This window comes from Buttiauxella izardii (assembly GCF_003601925.1).
Classification (GTDB): Bacteria; Pseudomonadota; Gammaproteobacteria; order Enterobacterales; family Enterobacteriaceae; genus Buttiauxella; species Buttiauxella izardii.
The window spans coordinates 36,935-60,922 of the sequence record NZ_QZWH01000027.1 but is presented as its reverse complement, the minus strand read 5'-3'; the positions used below and the strand labels follow the sequence as shown (position 1 = coordinate 60,922).

Here is a 23,988-nt window from a genome sequence, read left to right as displayed (position 1 = left end):
TATGGAGAGCAACAGTGCCGGGCATTCCCGGCACTGTTGCTGTATGAATTACCAGGAGTGTAACCAAAATACTCAGATTTTGCACCTGGCCCGTGTTAACGGGTCTTAATAACCAGACGATTGCTCTGTTTGACCTCTTCCATGACCACATAGGTACGGGTATCGTTCACACCCGGCAGTCGCAACAAGGTTTCGCCCAGTAATTTGCGGTACGCAGACATATCAGGTACGCGGGTTTTCAACAGGTAGTCGAAATCACCGGAAACCAAATGACATTCTTGAATTTCTTCAAGTTTCTGAACTGCGGCGTTAAATTGCTCAAACACATCCGGGGCGCCACGATTCAGAGTAATCTCAACAAAAACCAGAAGTGATGCATCCAGATAATGCGGGTTCAGCAGAGCGGTATAGCCCTGAATGAAACCCTGTCGTTCCAGACGACGCACGCGCTCAAGGCACGGAGTCGGTGAAAGCCCTACCCGCTTAGAAAGTTCGACGTTGGAAATACGTCCATCCTTCTGCAGTTCATTTAGAATGTTACGATCGATGCGGTCGAGATCTTTGCCAGGGCGCTTCTTACTATCTACCATTATTATTGTCTCTCTGTGTTCCTTCCTTCACCTGCCATAACCCGGTCAACGTCACTGTTCCGGGTGTACGTGAGAAGACCGGTGCCCAATGGCCGCCATCGACATCACTCATGGCGTCTGTCCACGCCATGAGTAGATTTCAATAACCCGGTAAAATTGCATCAGGTATGCGTGATTATTTTACTGCTCTCACACCAAATGTTTTTCTTCCATGAATGTTTTCGCAAATGCTTAGCGGATTGTCAAAGCAAAACATCGAAAATTAGTGGAACGTGCCATATATCCCGGCCACTTGACGATTATTCATCACTTTAGTGCCGTGATTAATTACCCTGTTGCGATGGATTTTTATGCACTTTCTATTCACTCAACGCGTCTGATTGAACACAGCTATTACACATATAGTTAACACAATGCCCTAACACCGCTGCTTCACCCTTTTTTTACCTCGCCAAATTCCCTACAATCCTTCGATTGACTGCCAACGAACAATGAGGATCTCATGGGCACCGCTAAACACAGTAAATTGCTAATTCTTGGCTCCGGCCCTGCGGGTTATACCGCAGCAGTCTACGCGGCACGCGCTAACCTCAAGCCCGTTTTGATTACCGGGATGGAAAAAGGCGGCCAGCTGACCACAACGACCGAAGTTGAGAACTGGCCGGGTGATCCAAATGACCTGACTGGCCCGGCGCTGATGGAGCGCATGCACGAGCATGCAACCAAATTCGAAACCGAAATTCTTTTCGATCACATCTCTAAAGTTGATTTGCAGAACCGTCCGTTCCGCCTGACGGGCGATAGCGGTGAGTACACTTGCGACGCGTTAATAATCGCCACCGGCGCTTCTGCTCGCTATCTGGGTCTGCCTTCCGAAGAAGCGTTTAAAGGCCGAGGCGTTTCTGCCTGTGCAACGTGTGACGGTTTCTTCTATCGCAATCAAAAAGTTGCGGTCATTGGCGGCGGGAATACTGCCGTTGAAGAAGCACTTTATCTGGCGAACATCGCCTCCGAAGTTCACTTGATTCACCGCCGTGACAGCTTCCGCGCGGAGAAAATCCTCATCAACCGTTTGATGGATAAAGTGAAGAACGGCAACATCGTGCTGCACACTGACCGTACACTGGATGAAGTGACGGGTGACCAGATGGGTGTGAGTGGCCTGCGCCTGCGTGATGTGCACAATACCGACACCACTGAAGAGCTGGAAGTTGCAGGCTTGTTCGTGGCTATCGGCCACAGCCCGAACACCGGGATTTTCGCCGATCAGCTCGAGCTGGAAAACGGCTACATCAAAGTGCAGTCTGGTATTCACGGCAACGCGACACAAACCAGCATTCCGGGCGTGTTCGCTGCAGGTGATGTAATGGACCATATCTACCGCCAGGCGATTACCTCTGCGGGTACGGGTTGTATGGCTGCGCTGGATGCCGAGCGCTACCTGGACGGCCTGGCCGAACAGAACAAGTAACCTCTCCCCTCTTCATTAGCAGTTTGAAGATACGTAAAGGCGACTGAATGGGTCGCCTTTCTTTTGCCTGCGTTGTAACATTGCCCGCAAATTTTGCCTGATATTTCATTATCAACCTGCACTGGCAACGAATAACAATCCATGAATAAAACCCGTCAACAAGAACTTAGCCGCTGGCTAAAACAACAAAGCATTATTTCGCGCCGCTGGTTAGGGCTTTCCCGCATTTTGGGTTTAGTCAGCGGAATTTTGATTGTTGCCCAGGCCTGGCTGTTAGCCCGGATGTTGCAACACATGATCATGGAGAACATCCCCCGCGAAGCCCTGCTTCTGCTTTTTGTTGTCCTGATCCTAATTTTTATTTTGCGCGCCTGGGTGGTCTGGCTGCGTGAAAAAGTCGGCTTCTATGCCGGGTTGCACATTCGCCAGGAAATTCGCCGCAAAGTGCTTGATCGCGTGCATGAAGCAGGGCCTGCCTGGATTCAGGGTAAACCCGTCGGTAGTTGGGCGACGCTGGTACTCGAACAAATCGAAGATATGCACGATTACTACGCCCGTTATCTGCCGCAAATGTCGCTTGCGGTGATGGTTCCGGTATTAGTTCTGATCGCAATTTTCCCGTTTAACTGGGTCGCAGCACTGATTCTGCTGTGTACTGCGCCGCTGATTCCGCTATTTATGGCAATGGTAGGCATGGGCGCGGCTGATGCAAACCGCCGCAACTTCCAGGCGCTGGCGCGTCTGAGCGGCCATTTCCTTGACCGCCTGCGCGGCATGGAAACGCTGCGTTTGTTTAACCGTGGCAATGCAGAAACCGAAAACATTCGTGCGGCTTCTCAGGATTTCCGCCAGCGCACCATGGAGGTTTTACGTCTCGCGTTCCTCTCTTCGGGTGTTCTGGAGTTTTTCGCCTCACTTTCAATCGCACTGGTCGCGGTTTACTTCGGTTTCTCATACCTTGGCGAGTTAAACTTCGGCCATTACAGTACCGGCGTAACGCTGTTTGCTGGTTTCCTGGCACTGATTCTGGCTCCCGAGTTTTTCCAGCCGTTACGCGATTTAGGCACTTTTTATCATGCCAAAGCGCAGGCAGTGGGTGCCGCTGATAGCCTGATGACTTTCCTTGATGCTCCGCTGCAACAGCGCAAACAAGGTAGTGCGCGGTTCAACAATAACGAACCGGTCAGCATCGAAGCGCGTGATTTAGTGATTCTATCAACTGAAGATAAAACCCTCGCCGGCCCACTGAGTTTCAAGATTTCTGCTAGCCAGCGCGTGGTGCTGGTTGGGCAAAGTGGCGCAGGGAAAAGCTCTCTGCTCAATGTATTGTCTGGGTTTTTACCTTACCAGGGGCAGCTTTTAGTCAACGGTGTGGAGCTTTCAGAACTGGATCCAAAATGGTGGCGCGAGCAACTGAGTTGGGTCGGCCAAAACCCGCAACTCCCGGCTCCTACGATTCGCGAAAACGTGCTGTTAGCGGCACCTGACGCCAGCGCAGAACAATTATCCGCTGCGTTAGATAAAGCCTCAGTCAACGAATTCCTGTCGTTGTTGCCGCAAGGGATTGATACGCCATTGGGTGAGTCCGCAGCGCGCTTATCCGTCGGGCAAGCGCAGCGTGTTGCCGTCGCTCGCGCCTTATTGATGCCATGCGGATTGTTACTTCTTGATGAACCTGCCGCCAGCCTCGATGCCCATAGCGAACAACGTGTCATGGAAGCATTAAGCAATGCCTCGCGACAACAAACCACGCTGATGGTGACGCACCAGTTGGATTACATCAGCGAGTGGGACGAGGTTTGGGTGATGCGTGATGGGCAAATCGTGCAACAAGGGAATTTCGCAACGCTGGCCTCTCAGGAAGGCCCGTTTGCCACGTTACTGGCACATCGCCAGGAGGAGATTTAATGCGCGCTCTACTCCCCTATCTGGCGCTGTACTGCCGCCATAAATGGTTGCTGATGCTCGGCGTGGTGCTGGCGATCATTACATTATTAGCAAGTATTGGATTATTGACGCTTTCAGGCTGGTTCCTCTCCGCGGCATCGGTCGTTGGTGTCGCTGGCATTTACAGCTTCAACTATATGCTGCCAGCCGCGGGCGTGCGTGGCGGTGCGATTACCCGTACCGCCGGACGTTATTTCGAGCGTCTGGTGAGCCACGATGCCACTTTCCGCGTGCTTCAGCATTTACGCGTTTCCACCTTTAGCAAACTGTTGCCGTTATCCCCTGCCGGGCTAGCACGTTTTCGCCAGGGTGAACTACTTAACCGTCTGGTAGCCGATGTCGATACGTTAGATCATCTCTATCTACGGGTGATTTCGCCGCTGGTTGGCGCATTTGTTGTGATTATGGTGGTCACTTTCGGGCTCAGTTTTCTGGATGTGCAATTAGCTCTTACCCTTGGCGGTATTTTGCTGGCGACATTAGTGTTATTACCGCCGATGTTTTATTACGCGGGCAGAAAAACCGGTGAAGCGATTACCGTTCAGCGCGGGCAATATCGCCAACAGCTTACTGCCTGGCTACAGGGCCACGCGGAGCTGACGATTTTCGGTGCAACCCAGCGTTATCGCCAACAACTTGAAACGAGCGAAGATAACTGGCAGGAAGCACAACGCCGCCAGGCGGAACTCACGGCCTTGTCGCAAGCGATAATGCTGTTAATTAGCGGGGCCGCCGTCATTCTGATGCTCTGGATGGCCGCCGCAGGTGTTGGCGCAAACACCACGCCGGGCGCGCTGATCGCCTTATTTGTATTCTGTGCACTCGCCTCTTTTGAAGCGCTGGCACCCGTGACTGGGGCATTCCAACATTTGGGGCAAGTCATTGCTTCAGCCTTGCGCGTGACAGAAATTACCAGCCAGAAGCCGGAAGTCGTTTTCAGCGAGAAAACCCATGTCGTGCCTGAACGTGTGGAACTGGAAATCGACAACCTGAGTTTTGCCTATCCTGAACAGTCGCAAATGGCGCTGCGTGAAATTTCGCTGCGGGTCGAGTCTGGCCAACATGTCGCTATTTTAGGCCGTACCGGATGCGGGAAATCGACGCTGCTACAATTGCTGACCCGCGCCTGGGAACCGCAACAGGGCCAAATTCGGTTGAATGGTGAAGCCCTCTGCGAGTTTGATGAAACCGCATTACGCGCTTCCACCAGCGTCGTGTCGCAACGTGTTCACCTGTTTAGCGCCACACTGCGCGACAACCTGTTGCTCGCCGCGCCAACAGCCAGCGATGCCGAACTGAACGAAGCTCTGACGCGCGTGGGCCTTGAGAAACTGTTAGAAGATGCCGGCCTCAATAGTTGGCTGGGTGAAGGGGGTCGTCAGCTTTCGGGTGGCGAACTGCGCCGTCTGGCAATCGCTCGTGCGTTACTCCATGATGCGCCGCTGTTCTTGCTTGATGAACCGACCGAAGGTCTGGATGCCGAAACTGAGCGTCAGATTCTTGATTTACTGGCGGAAGTGACCAAAGAGAAAACCGTGTTAATGGTCACTCATCGTCTACGCGGACTGGCTAATTTCGACAGCATAATTGTGATGGACAACGGGCAAATTATTGAGCAAGGTACTCACGCAGATTTGATGGCCAGCGCTGGCCGTTATTATCATTTTCACCAGCGTTTGTAGCCTGTGTAATTGGTCTATTATCAATAATTATTGCTAGCCCCGGAGCCGTGACGTCATGCGCCTTATTCAGCTTTCTCGTGACTCAATCGCCTTCCCTTCACCGGAAGGCGCGTTGCGTGAACCTAATGGATTATTGGCGCTTGGGGGCGATTTAAGCCCCGCTCGGTTGTTGATGGCTTATCAGCGCGGCATCTTTCCCTGGTTCTCTCCGGGTGACCCGATTTTATGGTGGTCGCCCGATCCGCGTGCGGTGCTTTTCCCGGAACAATTTCACCTCAGCCGCAGCATGAAACGCTTCCATCGCCACTCTCCTTATCGCGTGACGCTCAACCACGCTTTCGAACGTGTGATCGGCGATTGCGCAGATGACCGTGAAGAAGGCACATGGATTACGCCCGAGATTATCGACGCCTATATGCGGCTACATGAATTAGGCCACGCCCATTCGGTAGAAGTCTGGGAAAACGATGAACTGGTTGGCGGAATGTATGGCGTGGCACAAGGGGCATTGTTCTGTGGTGAATCTATGTTTAGCCGCCGGGAAAATGCATCCAAAACCGCGTTGCTGGTATTCTGCCAACATTTTATGAGTTATGGCGGGAAGTTGATTGATTGCCAGGTGCTGAATGCGCATACCGCATCTTTGGGCGCGATTGAAATTCCGCGTCGTGAATATCTGGAACATCTGTCGATATTTCGTCCACAACATCTGGCATCTTATTGTTGGGTGCCACAAATCCTGTCGTAACGATAATGTTTACGGCACATTACTGTTAAGAGTGTTATAATTAGCCCCGCAGAGTGAGCTCTGCTCATTACCCCGCCGCCGTTTGGGATTAGCTTTAACAGGGACAACCCATCGTTTATCTCTTCGCAACCCTCAACGCAAGCGCCAACAGTGCAGCTTTTGAGTGGGTTTTGGGTAATGTGCAAATTGCACTTTCGCTGGTGATTTCACCAACAATTCTTTACATGATACGTGAACTTGGGCATTATCTTGCCGGTTCAAAACTATGGTAGTGATACCCTCGAGGATTAGATGGCCAAAGAAGACAATATTGAAATGCAGGGTACCGTACTTGATACGTTACCTAACACCATGTTCCGCGTTGAGCTGGAAAACGGGCACGTGGTAACCGCTCATATCTCCGGTAAAATGCGTAAAAACTATATCCGCATCCTGACGGGTGACAAAGTCACTGTAGAGCTGACCCCGTACGACCTGAGCAAAGGCCGCATTGTCTTCCGTAGTCGCTGATAGTTTTATTTAACGCTGCGTATATACAGGCGGCGCGAACAATTTAGTAATGAAAAGGCCAGGTTAATAACCTGGCCTTTTTTTATGACATCAAGAATGAATTAATGCGCGGTTTCCGGCTTATGTTTCTGCGCACTGTGGAAGTCATAAGTGAGTTTCTGATTCTCTTTATCCAGCGCCACAGTCACCTGACCACCATCCACCAATGAACCAAATAACAGTTCGTTCGCGAGCGGTTTTTTCAGGTTGTCCTGAATAACACGCGTCATTGGACGAGCACCCATCGCACGGTCATAGCCTTTTTCCGCCAGCCAATCACGGGCTTCCTGGCTCACTTCCAGCGACACACCTTTCTGATCCAACTGCACCTGGAGTTCGACGATAAACTTGTCGACAACCTGATGAATTACATCTGTAGACAGATGGTTGAACCAAATAATGTTGTCCAGACGGTTGCGGAATTCTGGAGTAAAGATCTTCTTGATCTCTTCCATCGCGTCGGTGCTGTTGTCCTGTCGAATCAAGCCAATAGATTTACGCTCGGTTTCACGCACACCGGCGTTAGTGGTCATCACCAGAATCACGTTACGGAAATCCGCTTTGCGCCCGTTGTTATCGGTCAGCGTACCGTTATCCATCACCTGCAATAACAGGTTAAAGACGTCCGGGTGCGCTTTTTCGATTTCATCGAGCAGCAGCACAGAGTGAGGATGTTTAATCACCGCATCCGTCAACAGGCCGCCCTGATCGAAACCAACGTAACCTGGAGGTGCACCAATCAAACGGCTCACCGTATGGCGTTCCATGTATTCCGACATATCAAAACGCAGCAGCTCAATGCCGAGCGATTTCGCCAGTTGCACGGTAACTTCTGTTTTACCGACGCCCGTTGGGCCAGCAAACAGGAAGGAACCAACAGGTTTATGATCGTGCCCTAATCCAGCACGGCTCATTTTGATGGCTTCGGTTAATGCCTCAATGGCTTTATCCTGGCCAAACACCAGCATTTTCAGGCGGTCGTCAAGGCTACGCAGCGTATCGCGGTCACTTGCCGAAACGCTCTTCTCTGGGATGCGAGCAATACGTGCAACCACGGTTTCGATGTCAGACACGTTCACCGTTTTCTTACGCTTGCTCACCGGCATCAGGCGGCTACGCGCACCCGCTTCGTCGATAACGTCGATGGCTTTATCAGGAAGATGGCGGTCGTTGATGTATTTCACCGCCAGCTCCACCGCCGCACGAATCGCTTTCGCGGTATAACGCACGTCATGGTGCGCTTCGTACTTCGGTTTCAGGCCGTTAATAATCTGCACGGTTTCTTCAACGCTTGGTTCAGTAATATCAATTTTCTGGAAGCGACGCGCCAGAGCACGGTCTTTTTCGAAGATATTGCTGAATTCCTGGTAGGTGGTTGAACCGATAACACGAATCTTGCCACTTGAGAGCAGCGGCTTAATCAGGTTTGCGGCATCAACTTGCCCACCGGATGCGGCGCCCGCACCAATAATGGTATGAATTTCATCAATAAACAGGATGCTGTTCTGATCCTGCTCAAGCTGTTTGAGCAGTGCTTTGAAACGTTTTTCAAAGTCACCACGGTATTTGGTGCCCGCCAGCAACGAACCAATATCCAGCGAGTAAATGGTGCAATCGGCAATCACTTCCGGAACGTCGCCCTGCACGATACGCCAGGCAAGCCCTTCGGCAATAGCGGTTTTACCCACCCCGGATTCACCCACTAACAGCGGGTTGTTTTTACGGCGACGACACAAAACCTGGATGGCGCGCTCAAGCTCTTTCTCGCGGCCAATCAGGGGGTCTATCCCTCCCACGCGTGCAAGCTGGTTGAGATTGGTGGTGAAGTTTTCCATACGATCCTCCCCGCCTGCTTGCTCTTCATTGACCGGATTTTCAGCTCCAGGAGCCTGATTAGGTTCGTCTTTACGTGTGCCGTGAGAGATGAAGTTCACCACATCAAGGCGGCTGACTTCATGTTTACGCAGCAGATACGCTGCCTGGGATTCCTGCTCGCTAAAGATAGCCACCAGCACGTTTGCGCCAGTCACTTCACTGCGACCAGAAGACTGGACGTGGAACACCGCACGTTGCAGCACTCGCTGGAAGCTGAGCGTAGGTTGAGTATCACGCTCTTCTTCACTGGCTGGCAGAACCGGTGTGGTTTGTTCGATGAAGGCCTCGAGTTCCTGTCGCAGCGCCACCAGATCTACGCTACACGCTTCCAGCGCTTCACGAGCTGATGGGTTGCTGAGCAAAGCCAGCAACAGATGCTCGACAGTCATAAACTCATGTCGGTGCTCGCGCGCTCTGGCGAAAGCCATGTTTAAACTGAGTTCCAGTTCTTGATTGAGCATAGGCACCTCCCCCAAATTTTGCCTTCTTCAGGCTTTTTCTAGCGTACACAGCAGCGGATGCTCATGCTCCCTTGCATACTGGTTCACTAACGCGACTTTGGTTTCCGCTACTTCTGCAGTAAAAATGCCACAGATAGCTTTACCCTGATAGTGCACAGTGAGCATCAATTGCGTTGCACGTTCTACATCATAAGAAAAGAACTTTTGCAGCACGTCAATAACAAATTCCATCGGCGTGTAGTCATCGTTCATTAACATCACTTTATACATCGACGGTGGTTTCAGCGCTTCGCGCAGTTTGTCACCCACCAGCTGGTCGAAATCCAACCAATCGTTCGTCTTACCCATTGCAAATCGTCATCATGTTTAATCGCCCATTGTCATTAAGGCGAAGCCCATAGGTTGAGTGTAATACGCTTTCAGCTAACGTGATTCATTGTGTTCAAAGGGCAGTGATTCTCATTCGAGAGCTCTGTCACATTAATCACAATAGCGTTAACTGCTTCAAATTTTTGATTCATTTTCAATCGTCCCCCCCCGTGCAATGCTTGACGACATGGTTAAATTATCTACATTGTACAAGCGTGAGTTGGCGAGGTTTTGAACAGCCCGCCCTCACCCACCGGTTCATTCCATCTCACTTATAAGATTTACGAAGGATGTAGAAGCATGGAGACGGGTACAGTTAAATGGTTCAATAACGCCAAAGGGTTCGGTTTTATCTGCCCCGAGGGCGGCGGCGAAGATATCTTCGCACATTACTCCACCATTCAGATGGATGGTTACAGAACGCTGAAAGCCGGACAAACTGTCAGGTTTGATGTACATCAGGGGCCAAAAGGCAATCACGCTAGTTTGATTGTGCCTCTTGAACTTGAAGCAGCGGTCGCCTGACCTTTTGTTTCATTGTGTACATCCCTAAATCAAAATGCCAGCTTGTACGCTGGCATTTTTATAACCAAACGTAATACCAAAGATTAAAATCATTCACGCGCTAACGCATCAATAGGATTTAACCGCGCTGCATTTCTCGCGGGTAACCAGCCAAAAATAATTCCCGTTGCGGTGGAACAGGCAAATGCCGTGAGTAATGCCATCGGTGAAAAACCAATCTCCCAACCCGGCAAAACCAGTTGCAACGTGAAGGCGATTAACAGCGATAACGAAATCCCCAACGCGCCGCCGACCAGACACACCAGCACCGCTTCAATCAAAAACTGCTGCAATACATCACTGGCTCTGGCACCGACTGCCATGCGGATACCAATCTCTTTCGTCCGCTCAGTCACCGAAACCAGCATGATATTCATCACGCCAATCCCGCCCACCAGCAAAGAAATCACCGCCACCAAAGTCAGGAACATCTGAAGAGTACGTGTGGTCTTTTCCGCCGTTTTCAACAGGCCATCCATATTGTAGGTGAAGAAATCTTTCTTACCGTGACGTAACTGCAACAACCGATTGAGCTGCTGTTCGGCTTCGTGGCTGTTATAACCCTCGTTGACACGCACCGTAATCGAGTTCAGCCAGCTTTGCCCCATCACTCGCCCGGCCATGGTGTTGTACGGCAACCAGACGCGCAGAATTTTGCTGCTGCCAAACATCGACTGCTTCTCTTGCGCCACGCCAATCACCGTTGCAGGCATGTTGCCAACCAGGATGATTTCACCCACCACTTTGGCTTTATTCGGGAACAGCTGGCGTTTGGTATTGCTATCCAGCACCACGACTTGCGCCCGCCCGGCCAGTTGCTCCTCGTTGAACGTATTGCCTTCGCTGAAAGTCATGCCATAAACGTTAAAATACTGGCTGCTGACGCCGTTCACGCTTGCCGCCGCATCGACATTCCCGTAGCGCACACGTAAATTACTCGACAGCGCCGGAGTGGCTGAACTGACCCACGGCTGTTGGGTGATAGCCGCCAGGTCATCGTATTTCAGCGCCTGTTGATATTGCGGATCGTCATCGCCGAAATCTTTGCCGGGATAGACATCAATGGTGTTGGTGCCAATCGAGCGGATATCCTGTAACACCAGTTGTTTTGCCGCGTCGCCAACAATCACAATCGACACCACCGAAGCGATGCCGATAATAATCCCCAACATGGTCAGCAATGTGCGCATTTTATTAGCCGCCAGCGCCAGCCAGGCCATGGTAAATGCTTCGCGGAAGCTGCTGATAGTTTGCTGAAAGGCTGAATAAGTCGGCTGAATTTTCGCTTCTTTGGTCGCGGTAGATTCTTGCGCTACCGACGGCGGATTACTGATAATTTCACCGTCACGAATTTCAATCACCCGCTGTGCTTGCGCGGCAATCGTCGGATCGTGCGTCACGATAATCACCGTGTGCCCCTGCTCACGCAGTTGCTTTAGCGTCGCCATCACTTCTTCGCCGGAGTGGCTATCCAGCGCACCGGTCGGTTCATCGGCCAGAATCACCTGCCCGCCGTTCATCAGCGCGCGCGCGATACTTACACGCTGCTGCTGCCCGCCTGAAAGCTGTGACGGCAAATATTCCACACGCTCGGCAAGGCCGAGGCGCATCAGCAAAGCTCGCGCCCGTTGCTGGCGGTAAACTCGCGCTGTTCCGGCATACACCGCAGGGACTTCAACGTTTTGCGTGGCATTGAGATGCGAAAGCAAATGGTAACGCTGGAAGATAAAGCCAAAGTGTTCACGACGTAACGTGGCGAGTGCGTCGCTGTCGAGCACTGCGGTATCTTGCCCGGCCACTTTGTAACTACCGCTGGTCGGTTTATCCAGGCAGCCGAGAATATTCATCAGCGTTGATTTACCGGAGCCAGACGCCCCGACAATCGCCACCATTTCACCCGATTCAATGGTGATGTTAATGCCTTTAAGCACTTCGACTTGTTCGTCTCCCGACGGATAGCTACGGCGAATATCCCGCAGCTCAAGCAGTGCCGTCATGGTGCGCTCCCGGCGGTGCTTTTCCCAATCACCACTTCTTCGCCTTCGGTCAGGCCGTTCACGACCTGCACAATCGTGTCATTACGCATCCCGATGGTGATTTCGCGGTCGCGGGTTTCACCGTTACGCAATACCGAAACTTTGTAGCGGTTATCGCCGACTGGCTCACCGAGTGCTGCAAGCGGAACGGTCAGCACATCTTTTACGCCGCCGAGTTGAATATGTACTTGTGCCGTCATTTCGAGGCGCAGCACGCCTTTCGGGTTCGGTACTTCAAAACGCGCATTGTAGAAGATAGCGTCGTTGACCTTGACCGGCGTCGGCAGAATATCAATCAGCACGCCTTCATAACGCGTCAGCGGGTCACCCAGCACCGTAAACCAGGCTTTTTGCCCGGGCTTAAGATGAATCACGTCAGCTTCGGAAACTTGAGCTTTCACCAGCATCGTACCGAGGTCGGCCAGCGTCAGAATGTTCGGCGCTTGTTGCGCGGCGATGACCGTCTGGCCTTGTTTGGTGGTGATTTCTGTTACTTCACCCGCCATCGGGGCGACGATCTGCGTGTAATCGAGGTTTGTTTTTGCGGTATCTAACGACGCCTGGTTACGTTTAATCTGCGCATCAATGGTGCCAATTTGCGCCTGTCTGACTTCCAGATCGGTGATTGCGGTGTCCAGATCCTGTTGCGAAATCGCCTGCGTTTTTGCCAATGCCCGCTGGCGATTTAACGTCACCTGCGCGAGTTTTGCCTGCGCCACTGACTGGCGGCGCTGGGCACGCAATTCCATTAACGTGGCTTCCACTTCTTTGATTTGGTTTTGCGCTTGTTCAGGATCGATAACCCCCAACAGCTGATCCTTTTTCACTTTATCGCCGATGTTCACCGACAGCGTTTTGAGCTGCCCGCTGACCTGCGCACCAACATCAACCTTGCGTAGTGCATCTAGTTTTCCGGTCGCCAGCACGCTTTGTTGTAGCTCGCCTTTGCGCACGATCATCGTCTGATAGACCGGCGCTGGTGCATTTAAAAACTGCCATAGCCAGATCCCGAGCAGCAAAACCAGCAGGCCCAGAAGCCAATAGCGCTTTTTAATTTTTCCCTTAAATCTCATAGGTATCCTACAAACAGACTGGCTAATTAAACGAAGTATCAACAAAAATCATATGGTCATCTGAATCTAAGTGGCAATTGAATGTTCGTTGAGCAAACGGATGGTGAAATTACATCACAACCCATCAACCAGACATCAACCATGTATCCAGTTGCCGTAAACGAAGTTATACCCACCACTCAGCGCAATGGCTGGCGATTATTTCTCACTTTAGCAACCGGACAATGGATGCCCGGAATTGCCTGGAAAAACCCGGCGTATCGTCGGAAATTCGTCCTGCGTTCATTGGCAAACCCGCTTGCTACGGCTCGTTTGCTGGGCGATTTGTCTCACCAACCTTACTTAGAAAAATTGCTCGCAGTGCAACCGGGCTTACCCTGCCGCGCCCATCGTCCTTATTTAACGGCGAATTTTAACCGTAAGGATGCTGTTAACGCATTGTCTTTCCACTATCACACCTTAACCCAAGCCCTGCCTGAGCACTTGTTACAGCAGCACTATTCCGCTCGCGGTGCCCGCCTGGCAACAATAACGGGTAAAGATGAGAACTTCTACCATCTTGATTTATGCGCCATCGCCTTTGCAGATAAAGAAGGTGAAGCGACGATAACGCTGAGTCGTGACGATGGTATTGCCCTCGCCGGATTAACCTTCACGCTGTGCCAACAAAATGGCAAACCGACGCTGTTTATCGGCGGATTACAGGGAGCAAAAAGTGATATTCCACATGAATACATTCAAACTGCCACCAAAGCCTGCCACGGTTTATTCCCGAAACGCCTGGTGCTGGAAGCAGCCTGTTTGTTAGCGCATCACTTAGGCGTGAGTCAGATTCTGGCGGTGAGCAACGGCGCGCATATTTACAGCTCGTGGCGTTATGCAAAAAAGAAAAAAGACAAAATCCATGCCGATTACGACAGTTTCTGGGAGTCCATGAGCGGAGAATTAACGCCGGCGGGTTTCTATCAACTGCCGCTAAATATGCTGCGCAAACCCATCGAGGAAATCGCCAGTAAAAAACGCGCGGAGTATCGCCGCCGCTACACTTTGCTGGACGAGATGATGGCGCAAATCGACCAGCAGCTTTAGGAACTAATCAGCGCGGCCACGAGCCAACCAGAGCACGCGGGAAAACATCTTGCGCAGCAACGACGGCACCGCTTCCACGCCGCGCCTTCCCGCTTCCATCGCCACCTCAATCGCTAAATCGGGTTTTGAGGAGCGATGGATAGCTTTCACGATAATGCGCCGCATATTCATCGGCACGTTTTCGGGGATTTGGGCCACGCGGTGGAACACATCCGCAAAACCCTGGCGATACATGAAATGCTCCATGTCCATTGCAGGTAGCGCGGTCAAATGGTCGCGCTCCTGATCCCTGTCGTTTTCCAGAATACCGCGCACCACTGAAGCATACTTTTTCCCGGCCTCATCACCGTCCACCAGCACATGCCATTCAATGCCCATGCGCCGTGCAAACTTAATCAGCGGGCGCAGGCCGGATTGAGCGAACTCAATCACTTTCACTCCTTCGGCGTCGAAGTGATGCCCACACTGGCGCGCCAGTTCGTTCATCACCCACACTTCGGTTTCCCCTTCCACCAATAGCCAACAGCGGGCAAACAGCGAAGAGGCGCGGTTGAACCGAATATGAAACGCGATACGGCGACTGTCTTCAGCGTTCATGCCGCCGGGGCCAAGTCGCCAGGCGGCGACTTTTGATGATTCACGTACCAGGCGGCAGACGTTCTCCACGGGCGTAAGCGACAATAGTTCACCGGAATTGGTGGTGGTGATTTTTTGCAGCGGCAGCAGGTTTAATAAATGCCAGGCCACCGACAGCATAATCGGATGCAGACGCGTTTCGGGGTCTTCCACCAGTAGCAACGGACGGGCATCTTTATCCAGCGCCACGCTACCTTTCGCTTGCAAAAGCGTAGAGAACATCCCCAATAAAATCATACGATGCGCGCGGCTATTGGGCTTATCTATCATACGGTTGATGATGTCGAGATAACGCCAGCTACGCTGTTCATCATGGGAGCGACGTCGCAATAAACGCTGGTGAGCCGCCGCACCTTGTTCGGAAAAATAGTGCTCCAGCAACTGCACCATGGCAGACAAACCCTGGCGCAGTTGCGCATCCGTAAGATTTTGCGGGCGCGACACCAGTTCACGCGCCAGGAAATCAAGCTGGCGGGCGGTCATTTCAGTTTCGGGCATGGTGGGAATGCTGTCATTGCGTAAACGGCGCATAAAACGCGCATCACGCAAACGTAACACTGGGTTAAGACGGATTATTTGCTTCGCCACGGCGTCAATATCATCCAGCTCGATAGCGTGGCCTTTATCATCCAGAAAACTGCGTAGCGTGAGAATAGTATTGTCCGGGGCAAGCTCACCGACCAGGCGGTACATAATGCGATGAAAACCGTCATTGCTCTCAACCCACACCGGTGCAAGTGAGCGGTAACGCCGCCCCAGATGATGCCCCGGAGCCGCCTCACGAAAGGTGAGCACAATGTGTAAATGGTGTTCCCTACCCTGCAAATCGCCCGGCGGAAAGTAAAAATCATCACGATTAAAATGGTAAAGCGTTTCGTGTGGCGACAATAACAACGTTAACGCGTCCAGCAGGCTGGATTTACCCCATGCGTTTTCGCCGATGAGCACGTTGTTTTGCTCAAGCATTAACGAAAGGCGGTTAATACCCCTGAATCCGACAATTTCTACACGCTCGAGAAACATAATCCCTCCAGATTGGTTGAAACTTTCCATTAGCTTGCGCCACTCATTCGATTATTTGAGTATATACCTTTCGTCCAGTAGCTTGCAGGCCCGCACCTGACGTTATTTATGACGTAGCAGGAATTAGTTAAATTTCAATTTTTAAACTATTTAATTTTAACTTGAATTTTTGCAATTAATACTTGCTATTACCACGGTTATCCAAACGTGCATTTAATAGCAGGAAACCCTTACTTTATTAAAATGTCTTCTATACTTTCAACGTGTTTATTGTTTGAAGGAATGCCATCTCATTGCTCTAAATCAACTTTTTAGGATTTTATAGGCTAGTTCTGACTTAGTGATCTCATTAACATTACGGCTCTTTAATTATTTGCGTTACGCCTTAAATAGTAGTGACAAAAAATAATCGGGCTGGCCCTTTATTTGCCTTGCCCGTAGCTAAAATTATGAAATGCAGAGGTGGTTATGTTCAGGAAATTGGCAGCGGAGTTTTTTGGTACGTTCTGGTTAGTATTTGGTGGTTGTGGCAGTGCGGTTCTTGCCGCGGCATACCCTGAATTGGGGATAGGTTTTGCCGGGGTGGCGTTAGCATTTGGCTTAACGGTATTAACAATGGCCTATGCTGTCGGGCATATTTCCGGCGGCCACTTTAACCCGGCGGTTACGCTCGGTTTATGGGCTGGCGGTCGCTTCCCGGCAAAAGAAGTGATTGGTTATGTAGTTGCACAAGTTATTGGCGGTATTGTTGCAGCCGGTATTTTGTATTTGATTGCCAGCGGAAAAAGTGGTTTTGATGCAGCGGCCAGCGGCTTTGCATCGAATGGTTATGGTGAACATTCGCCAGATCATTATTCCATGCTCTCCGCAATCATTATTGAAATCGTATTAACCTGTGGCTTCTTGATTGTTATTCATGGCGCAACCGATAAATTTGCTCCAGCGGGTTTCGCACCGATTGCTATTGGCCTGGCGCTGACTCTGATTCACTTAATCAGTATTCCAGTCACTAACACATCCGTGAACCCGGCGCGTAGTACTGCGGTGGCTATCTTCCAGGGTGGTTGGGCGCTTGAGCAGCTTTGGCTGTTCTGGGTGATGCCAATCATCGGCGGTATCCTCGGCGGTGTTATCTACCGTACGTTGCTGGAAAAACGTAACTAATTAGCTTTATGCGTCACCTGCTGGTTTTCGGCAGGTGACGTAACTCTTTCAGCCCCCTGCTAAAATCTCCTTTCTGCATAAAAACCCTGTTTTTTCGTAGCTTTACTCATCCCTTATCTTTGGGTAGTGTGACGTACGCCGTTACTTTTATCGCAAGGATTGTCAGCACCATGTTTTCGGGATTGCTTATTATTTTAGTGCCGCTGATTATCGGCTACCTCATTCCTCTAAAACAAACCAGTCTGTTAAAGCTTATCAATCGCTTATTAAGCTGGATTGTTTACGTCATCTTGTTTTTCATGGGCATCAGCCTTGCTTTTCTCGACAACCTGGCAAGCAATCTGCTGGCAATTTTCCATTACGCCGCGGTCACCGTGGTGGTGTTATTGCTGTGCAATGCTGCCGCACTCCTTTGGCTTGAGCGCTCTATCCCATGGCGGCACAGCCACGAGCAAGAGAAGCTCCCGTCTCGTATTGCAATGGCGCTGGAATCACTCAAATTATGCGGCGTCGTCGTTGCCGGTTTTATTCTGGGCCTCGCGGGTTGGCCTATTTTGCAGCACGCAACCGATGCCAGCGAATACACGTTAATCTTCCTGCTGCTATTGGTCGGTATCCAGTTGCGTAATAGCGGCATGACGCTAAAACAGATCGTACTCAATCGGCGCGGCATGATTGTCGCGGTGGTGGTCGCCCTCAGCTCCCTTGCCGGTGGCGTTATCAATGCCTTTATTCTCGACTTGCCGATTAAGACCGGGCTGGCGATGGCTTCAGGATTTGGCTGGTATTCGCTTTCGGGTATTTTAATGACCGAATCTTACGGCCCGGTGATTGGCAGCGCCTCGTTCTTTAACGATCTGGCGCGTGAATTAGTGGCCATCATGTTGATTCCTGGCCTGGTTCGCCGCAGCCGATCAACCGCGTTGGGGTTGTCTGGCGCAACGTCAATGGACTTCACGCTCCCGGTTTTGCAACGTAGCGGCGGGTTAGAAATTGTTCCGGCGGCGATTGTTCACGGTTTTATTCTCAGCTTGTTGACGCCTTTATTGATGGCCTTTTTCGCCTCGTGATACCTCGTTGGCGGTAGGTTCCTGCCGCCAAATTTGCGCTAAATCAATCTCCCTCTAAGTTGCAGCAAAAATCCCTTTTCCCCTTATCGAACCAGGCATAACCTTAAACATGCATTTTAAATATAACTTAAAAAGGTACGATCATGTTTTGTGTGCAATGTGAACAAACAATCCGCACCCCAGCCGGTAACGGCTGCTCTTATGCGCAGGGGATGTGTGGCAAGACTGCCGAAACTTCGGATCTCCAGGACCTGCTGATTGCCACGTTACAAGGGCTTTCTGCATGGGCAATTGCTGCGCGTGAAGTTGGCATCATCGACCATGATATCGACAACTTTGCGCCACGCGCTTTCTTCTCTACCCTGACCAACGTTAACTTCGACTCCCCACGTATCGTCGGTTACGCGCAAGAAGCGATTACGCTACGTGAAAGCTTAAAAGCTCGCAGCCTGGCGATTAACCCAAATATCACCGTTGCCAACCCAATGGCCGAGCTGCAATTGATCAGCAAAGATTTGGGCGATTTACAGCGCCAGGCGGCTGACTTCGCGCCAAACCGCGATAAAGCAGAAATCGGCGAAGATATCCTCGGCCTGCGCCTGCTGTGCTTGTACGGCCTGAAAGGTGCAGCAGCCTATATGGAACACGCCCACGTTCTCGGCCAGTACGACAACGACATCTACGCGCAGTACCACAAAATTATGGCGTGGCTCGGCACCTGGCCTGCGGACATGGGCGCACTGCTTGAGTGCTCCATGGAAATCGGCCAGATGAACTTCAAAGTGATGAGCATTCTGGATCTCGGCGAAACTGAAAAATACGGCCACCCAACGCCAACACAAGTCAACGTGCGCCCGGTGGCTGGCAAATGTATTTTGATTTCCGGCCACGACCTGAAAGATCTCTACAACTTGCTTGAGCAAACCGAAGGGACAGGCATTAACGTCTATACCCACGGTGAAATGCTACCAGCCCACGGCTACCCGGAACTGCGTAAATTTAAACACATGGTTGGCAACTACGGCAGCGGCTGGCAGAACCAGCAGACAGAATTTGCCCGCTTCCCAGGCCCAGTGGTGATGACCTCCAACTGCATCATCAACCCGGAAGTCGGTTCTTATACTGACCGTATCTGGACACGCAGCATCGTCGGCTGGCCGGGCGTTAGCCACCTCGAAGGCGACGATTTCGCACCGGTCATCACTCAGGCGCAGCAAATGGCGGGCTTCCCGTACAGCGAAATCGAGCACCTGATCACCGTCGGCTTTGGCCGCCAGACGCTGCTTGGCGCTGCCGATACGCTGATTGATTTGGTCAGCCGTGAAAAACTGCGCCATATCTTCCTGGTCGGCGGTTGCGACGGCGAGCGTGGCGAACGCAGCTACTTCACCGATTTTGCCACCAGCGTGCCAAAAGACTGCCTGATCCTGACACTCGCCTGCGGTAAATATCGCTTCAACAAACTGGACTTCGGCGATATCGAAGGCCTGCCGCGCCTGGTCGATGCCGGTCAATGTAATGATGCTTACTCAGCCATTATTCTGGCGGTGACACTGGCTGAAAAACTGGGCTGCGGCGTGAATGACTTGCCGCTGAGCCTGGTGCTTTCGTGGTTCGAGCAAAAAGCGATTGTTATTCTGCTGACCCTGCTCTCTTTGGGCGTGACCAATATCGTCACCGGCCCTACCGCGCCTGGATTCCTGACGCCAAATCTGCTGGCTGTGCTGAACGAGAAATTTGGCCTGCGCGCCATTACTACCGTTGAGCAAGACATTCAACAGCTGATGAGCGCATAAGGAGACGCCATGACTATGCCAACGCCACTGTGCCCGCATCGTATGCAGGTGCATCATATTCACCAGGAAACGCCGGATGTCTGGACGCTGTCGCTGATTAATCACGACTTCTATCCTTACAAGGCCGGGCAATACGCGCTGGTGAGTATTCGTAATAGCGATGAAACACTGCGCGCTTACACAATCTCTTCCACGCCGGGACTCAGCCCGTTTATCACGCTGACGATTCGGCGCATCGAGAATGGCGTTGGTTCCCAATGGCTGACTCAAGATGTGAAACCCGGCGATTACCTTTGGTTGTCCGAAGGCCAGGGCGAATTCACCTGCGAAAATCTCACTACCGACCGCTATTTATTGATGGCGGCAGGATGTGGCGTCACGCCGATTATGGCGATGCGCCGCTGGCTGGCAAAACATCGCCCGCAGGCCGACGTGCAGGTGATTTACAACGTTCACTCGCCAGAAGACGTGATTTTTGCTAACGAATGGCGCAATTACCCGGTGGCGCTGATTGCCGAGAATAACGCGACGCACGGTTTTATCGCCGGGCGTTTAACGCGCGAAATTCTGGTAACGGTGCCGGATATCGCCTTGCGCACCGTCATGACCTGCGGCCCCGCGCCGTATATGGAACTGGTCGAAAAAGAGGTCAAAGCGCTGGGCGTGAGCGAATTTTACTCTGAGAAATTCTTCACCCCTGTCGCCGCCCCGGTTGAAAGTGGTTTGAAGTACACCACACTGAACCCCCTGCGCGAGTTCTACGCGCCAGTAGGCAGCACGCTGCTGGCAGCAATGGAAAGCAATAGCGTGCCGGTGAATGCCGCCTGCCGTGCCGGTGTTTGTGGTAGCTGTAAAACCAAAATCGAATCCGGTGAATATACCGTCAGCAGTTCCATGACGTTGACCGAAGCCGAAATCACCAGCGGTTATGTGCTGGCCTGTTCATGCCATCCGCAAAGTGACTTAGTTCTCGCCTGATCAAACCCATGCCACCCGACTGCGGGTGGCACTTTCTGCTCCGCCTCTTCTGTTTCCTTGACTAAGCTTGTTTACGTTAACTGAATCGTGACAAGGAGAAGCAATGAAACAGACCGTCGCCGCTTATCTGGCAAAAACTCTCGAAAGTGCAGGCGTGAAACGTATCTGGGGCGTCACTGGTGATTCCCTTAATGGACTTTCCGATAGCCTGAATCGCATGGGCACTATTCAATGGATGCCAACCCGCCACGAAGAAGTCGCTGCATTCGCCGCGGGCGCTGAAGCGCATCTTTCCGGCGAACTGGCGGTGTGTGCCGGTTCCTGCGGGCCTGGCAATCTGCATTTAATCAACGGCCTGTTCGATTGCCATCGTAACCGCGTTCCGGTGCTGGCGATTGCCGCGCATATTCCGTCGAGCGAAATCGGCAGCGGCTATTTCCAGGAAACCCATCCCGAAGAGTTATTCCGCGAATGCAGCCATTATTGCGAGCTGGTGTCATCCCCGGAACAAATTCCGCAAGTGTTGGCAATTGCCATGCGTAAAGCGGTGCTCAACCGTGGCGTTTCAGTTGTGGTTTTACCCGGCGATGTCGCGCTGAAACCGGCCCCTGAAACAGCCAGTTCCCACTGGTACGCGGCTCCACAACCCGTTGTTGTTCCTGCACAGGAAGAACTCAAAAAACTGGCACAACTGCTGCGCTATAACGACAACATCGCGCTGATGTGCGGCAGCGGTTGTGCGGGGGCGCATGAAGAACTGGTGCAGTTCGCCGCTACCCTTAAAGCACCCATAGTTCACGCCTTACGCGGCAAAGAACACGTCGAATATGACAACCCTTACGACGTCGGCATGACTGGTTTAATTGGTTTTTCATCCGGTTTCCATACCATGATGAACGCCGACACGCTGATTCTGCTCGGCACCCAATTCCCCTATCGCGCTTTCTATCCAACTGACGCGAAAATCATTCAAATCGACATCAACCCTGGCAGCATCGGCGCGCACAGTAAAGTGGATATGGCGCTGGTCGGAGATATAAAAGCCACACTTGCGGCATTGATTCCGCTTCTGGAAGAAAAAACCGACCGCAGCTTCCTGGATAAGGCGCTGGATAACTATCGCGAGGCGCGAGAAAGCCTCGATGAACTGGCGCAACCGGGCGATGGCAAAGTGATCCACCCGCAATATGTCGCGCAACAAATCAGCCATTACGCCGACGAAGACGCAATTTTCACCTGCGATGTCGGCACACCAACAGTGTGGGCTGCGCGTTATCTGAAAATGAACGGCAAACGCCGCCTGATTGGCTCGTTTACTCACGGTTCGATGGCCAACGCCATGCCGCAAGCGCTCGGAGCAAAAGCCACGGCTCCTGACAGGCAAGTGATCGCCATGTGTGGCGATGGGGGTTTTAGCATGTTGATGGGCGATTTTTTGTCGGTGGTGCAAATGAAATTGCCGATCAAAATCGTGGTGTTTAACAACAGCGTGTTGGGATTTGTGGCGATGGAAATGAAAGCCGGCGGTTATCTAACAGACGGCACCGAACTGCACGATACCAACTTTGCCAAAATCGCTGACGCCTGCGGCATCACTGGTATCCGCGTTGAGAAAGCGGAAGAGTTAGATGCCGCGCTACAACGGGCTTTTAGCATCGACGGCCCGGTTTTAGTGGACGTGGTGGTTGCCAAAGATGAGCTGGCGATCCCGCCGCAAATCAAACTCGAACAAGCCAAAGGATTCAGCCTGTATATGCTGCGCGCTATTATCAGCGGGCGCGGCGATGAAGTGATCGAACTGGCGAAAACCAACTGGTTCCGGTAAAAAGGAGAGTAATTTTGGAGAATAATAAGGACCCACCGTGATTGATTTGCGCAGCGACACAGTAACCCGCCCGAGCGAGGAAATGCTCAAACGTATGATGGCCGCGCCGACCGGCGATGACGTGTACGGTGATGACCCTACGGTTAATGAATTACAAGAATACGTGGCCAAAATCAGCGGCAAAGAAGCCGCGCTCTTTCTGCCAACCGGCACTCAGGCAAACCTGGTCGCGCTGCTCAGCCATTGCGAACGCGGAGAAGAATATATCGTCGGCCAACTGGCGCATAATTATCTCTACGAAGCCGGCGGTGCGGCGGTTTTAGGCAGTATTCAGCCGCAGCCGATAGATGCCAATCCAGATGGTTCACTGCCGCTGGATAAAGTCGCGGCAAAAATCAAACCTGACGATATTCACTTTGCACGCACTAAACTTCTGAGCCTCGAAAACACCCATAACGGCAAAGTTTTACCGCGTGAATATCTCAAACAGGCGTGGGAATTTAGCCGCAATCACAATCTGGCATTGCACGTTGACGGCGCACGTATCTTCAACGCCGTGGTTTCCTATGGCTGCACGCTGGAAGAAGTGGTGCGCTACTGCGACACCTTCACCATTTGCCTCTCTAAAGGCCTCGGCACGCCAGTAGGTTCGCTGTTAGTCGGCAGCCACGAATACATCAAACGTGCCACGCGCTGGCGCAAAATGGTCGGTGGCGGCATGCGTCAGGCGGGAATTCTGGCGGCGGCAGGTTTGTATGCGCTTGAAAATAACGTACAGCGCTTGCAGGAAGACCACGATAACGCCCACTGGCTGGCGGGTGAATTGCGTGAAATCGGTGTTGATGTGACTCGCCAGGACACCAACATGGTGTTTGTGCGCGTTCCCGTTGAACAAGCTGAAAGCCTCGGTAAGTTCATGAAAGAACGTGGTGTATTGATGAGCGCCGGGCCAATGACTCGCCTGGTAATCCATCTTGATGTGAACCGCATGCAGCTTGCTGAAGTGGTTTCCCATTGGCAGGCTTTTTTACAACGCTAACCA

General features: G+C 51.9%; 19 protein-coding genes. 13 read left to right on the top strand and 6 right to left on the bottom strand.

Annotated features, from left to right (window positions below):
• Window positions 1-95: 95 nt before the first annotated feature.
• Window positions 96-590, bottom strand: coding sequence for a leucine-responsive transcriptional regulator Lrp (gene lrp, locus D6029_RS12795; RefSeq protein ID WP_000228469.1), 495 nt, complete (start codon window positions 588-590; stop codon window positions 96-98).
• A 502-nt stretch (window positions 591-1,092) separates the two neighbouring features.
• Between lrp and trxB the strand changes: the two genes are divergently transcribed.
• From trxB to infA, 5 genes are all read left to right on the top strand, one after another.
• Window positions 1,093-2,061, top strand: coding sequence for a thioredoxin-disulfide reductase (trxB, locus tag D6029_RS12790; protein WP_120065121.1), 969 nt, complete (start codon window positions 1,093-1,095; stop codon window positions 2,059-2,061).
• 141 nt (window positions 2,062-2,202) lie between these two features.
• Window positions 2,203-3,969 carry a heme ABC transporter permease/ATP-binding protein CydD gene (gene cydD, locus D6029_RS12785; RefSeq protein WP_120065120.1) on the top strand — a complete coding sequence of 589 codons (1,767 nt, stop codon included), beginning with the start codon at window positions 2,203-2,205 and terminating at the stop codon, window positions 3,967-3,969.
• Window positions 3,969-5,690 carry a heme ABC transporter ATP-binding protein/permease CydC gene (cydC, locus tag D6029_RS12780; protein WP_120065119.1) on the top strand — a complete coding sequence of 574 codons (1,722 nt, stop codon included), beginning with the start codon at window positions 3,969-3,971 and terminating at the stop codon, window positions 5,688-5,690. Before cydD ends, cydC begins: the two co-directional genes overlap by 1 nt.
• A 55-nt stretch (window positions 5,691-5,745) precedes the next feature.
• Window positions 5,746-6,438, top strand: a complete 693-nt coding sequence (aat, locus tag D6029_RS12775; RefSeq protein ID WP_120065118.1) for a leucyl/phenylalanyl-tRNA--protein transferase — start codon at window positions 5,746-5,748, stop codon at window positions 6,436-6,438.
• Between the two features lie 291 nt (window positions 6,439-6,729).
• Window positions 6,730-6,948, top strand: coding sequence for a translation initiation factor IF-1 (gene infA, locus D6029_RS12765; protein WP_002211347.1), 219 nt, complete (start codon window positions 6,730-6,732; stop codon window positions 6,946-6,948).
• Between the two features lie 101 nt (window positions 6,949-7,049).
• Here the strand turns inward: infA and clpA are convergent, their stop codons facing one another.
• Window positions 7,050-9,323, bottom strand: coding sequence for an ATP-dependent Clp protease ATP-binding subunit ClpA (gene clpA, locus D6029_RS12760; RefSeq protein WP_120065117.1), 2,274 nt, complete (start codon window positions 9,321-9,323; stop codon window positions 7,050-7,052).
• 27 nt (window positions 9,324-9,350) lie between these two features.
• Window positions 9,351-9,671, bottom strand: coding sequence for an ATP-dependent Clp protease adapter ClpS (gene clpS / locus D6029_RS12755; RefSeq protein WP_034456405.1), 321 nt, complete (start codon window positions 9,669-9,671; stop codon window positions 9,351-9,353).
• Between the two features lie 321 nt (window positions 9,672-9,992).
• Here clpS and cspD point away from each other — a divergent pair, with 321 nt between their 5' ends.
• Entirely contained in the window at window positions 9,993-10,217 is a 225-nt protein-coding gene (gene cspD / locus D6029_RS12750) for a cold shock-like protein CspD (protein ID WP_034456407.1), read from the top strand.
• 89 nt (window positions 10,218-10,306) lie between these two features.
• On the opposite strand, the gene macB is transcribed toward cspD, so the two are convergent.
• On the bottom strand, window positions 10,307-12,253 hold the full coding sequence (macB, locus tag D6029_RS12745) for a macrolide ABC transporter ATP-binding protein/permease MacB (RefSeq protein WP_120065116.1): 1,947 nt from the start codon (window positions 12,251-12,253) through the stop codon (window positions 10,307-10,309).
• Window positions 12,250-13,365 carry a macrolide transporter subunit MacA gene (gene macA, locus D6029_RS12740; protein WP_120065115.1) on the bottom strand — a complete coding sequence of 372 codons (1,116 nt, stop codon included), beginning with the start codon at window positions 13,363-13,365 and terminating at the stop codon, window positions 12,250-12,252. Before macA ends, macB begins: the two co-directional genes overlap by 4 nt.
• A 141-nt stretch (window positions 13,366-13,506) precedes the next feature.
• On the opposite strand from macA, the gene D6029_RS12735 reads away from it, so the two are divergent.
• Window positions 13,507-14,454, top strand: a complete 948-nt coding sequence (locus D6029_RS12735; RefSeq protein ID WP_120065208.1) for a VirK/YbjX family protein — start codon at window positions 13,507-13,509, stop codon at window positions 14,452-14,454.
• Between the two features lie 3 nt (window positions 14,455-14,457).
• On the opposite strand, the gene D6029_RS12730 is transcribed toward D6029_RS12735, so the two are convergent.
• Window positions 14,458-16,113 (bottom strand): ATP-dependent endonuclease, encoded by a 1,656-nt coding sequence (locus D6029_RS12730; RefSeq protein ID WP_120065114.1) that lies wholly within the window; start codon window positions 16,111-16,113, stop codon window positions 14,458-14,460.
• A gap of 468 nt (window positions 16,114-16,581) precedes the next feature.
• Here D6029_RS12730 and aqpZ point away from each other — a divergent pair, with 468 nt between their 5' ends.
• The 6 genes from aqpZ to ltaE all read left to right on the top strand — a co-directional run bounded on the left by aqpZ (window position 16,582) and on the right by ltaE (window position 23,985).
• Window positions 16,582-17,277 carry an aquaporin Z gene (gene aqpZ, locus D6029_RS12725; protein WP_120065113.1) on the top strand — a complete coding sequence of 232 codons (696 nt, stop codon included), beginning with the start codon at window positions 16,582-16,584 and terminating at the stop codon, window positions 17,275-17,277.
• A gap of 170 nt (window positions 17,278-17,447) precedes the next feature.
• Window positions 17,448-18,347 carry a LysO family transporter gene (locus D6029_RS12720; RefSeq protein WP_120065112.1) on the top strand — a complete coding sequence of 300 codons (900 nt, stop codon included), beginning with the start codon at window positions 17,448-17,450 and terminating at the stop codon, window positions 18,345-18,347.
• A 143-nt stretch (window positions 18,348-18,490) separates the two neighbouring features.
• A complete protein-coding gene (gene hcp / locus D6029_RS12715) occupies window positions 18,491-20,143 on the top strand; it encodes a hydroxylamine reductase (RefSeq protein ID WP_120065111.1) in 1,653 nt (550 codons plus the stop codon).
• A gap of 9 nt (window positions 20,144-20,152) precedes the next feature.
• The gene (gene hcr / locus D6029_RS12710) at window positions 20,153-21,121 is read left to right on the top strand and encodes an NADH oxidoreductase (RefSeq protein WP_120065110.1); all 969 of its coding nucleotides are present in this window, start codon (window positions 20,153-20,155) and stop codon (window positions 21,119-21,121) included.
• A gap of 103 nt (window positions 21,122-21,224) precedes the next feature.
• Window positions 21,225-22,946: a ubiquinone-dependent pyruvate dehydrogenase gene (gene poxB / locus D6029_RS12705; RefSeq protein WP_120065109.1), complete on the top strand. Its 1,722-nt coding sequence runs from the start codon at window positions 21,225-21,227 to the stop codon at window positions 22,944-22,946.
• Window positions 22,947-22,983: 37 nt separating this feature from the next.
• Window positions 22,984-23,985 carry a low-specificity L-threonine aldolase gene (gene ltaE, locus D6029_RS12700; protein ID WP_120065108.1) on the top strand — a complete coding sequence of 334 codons (1,002 nt, stop codon included), beginning with the start codon at window positions 22,984-22,986 and terminating at the stop codon, window positions 23,983-23,985.
• Window positions 23,986-23,988: the final 3 nt, after the last annotated feature.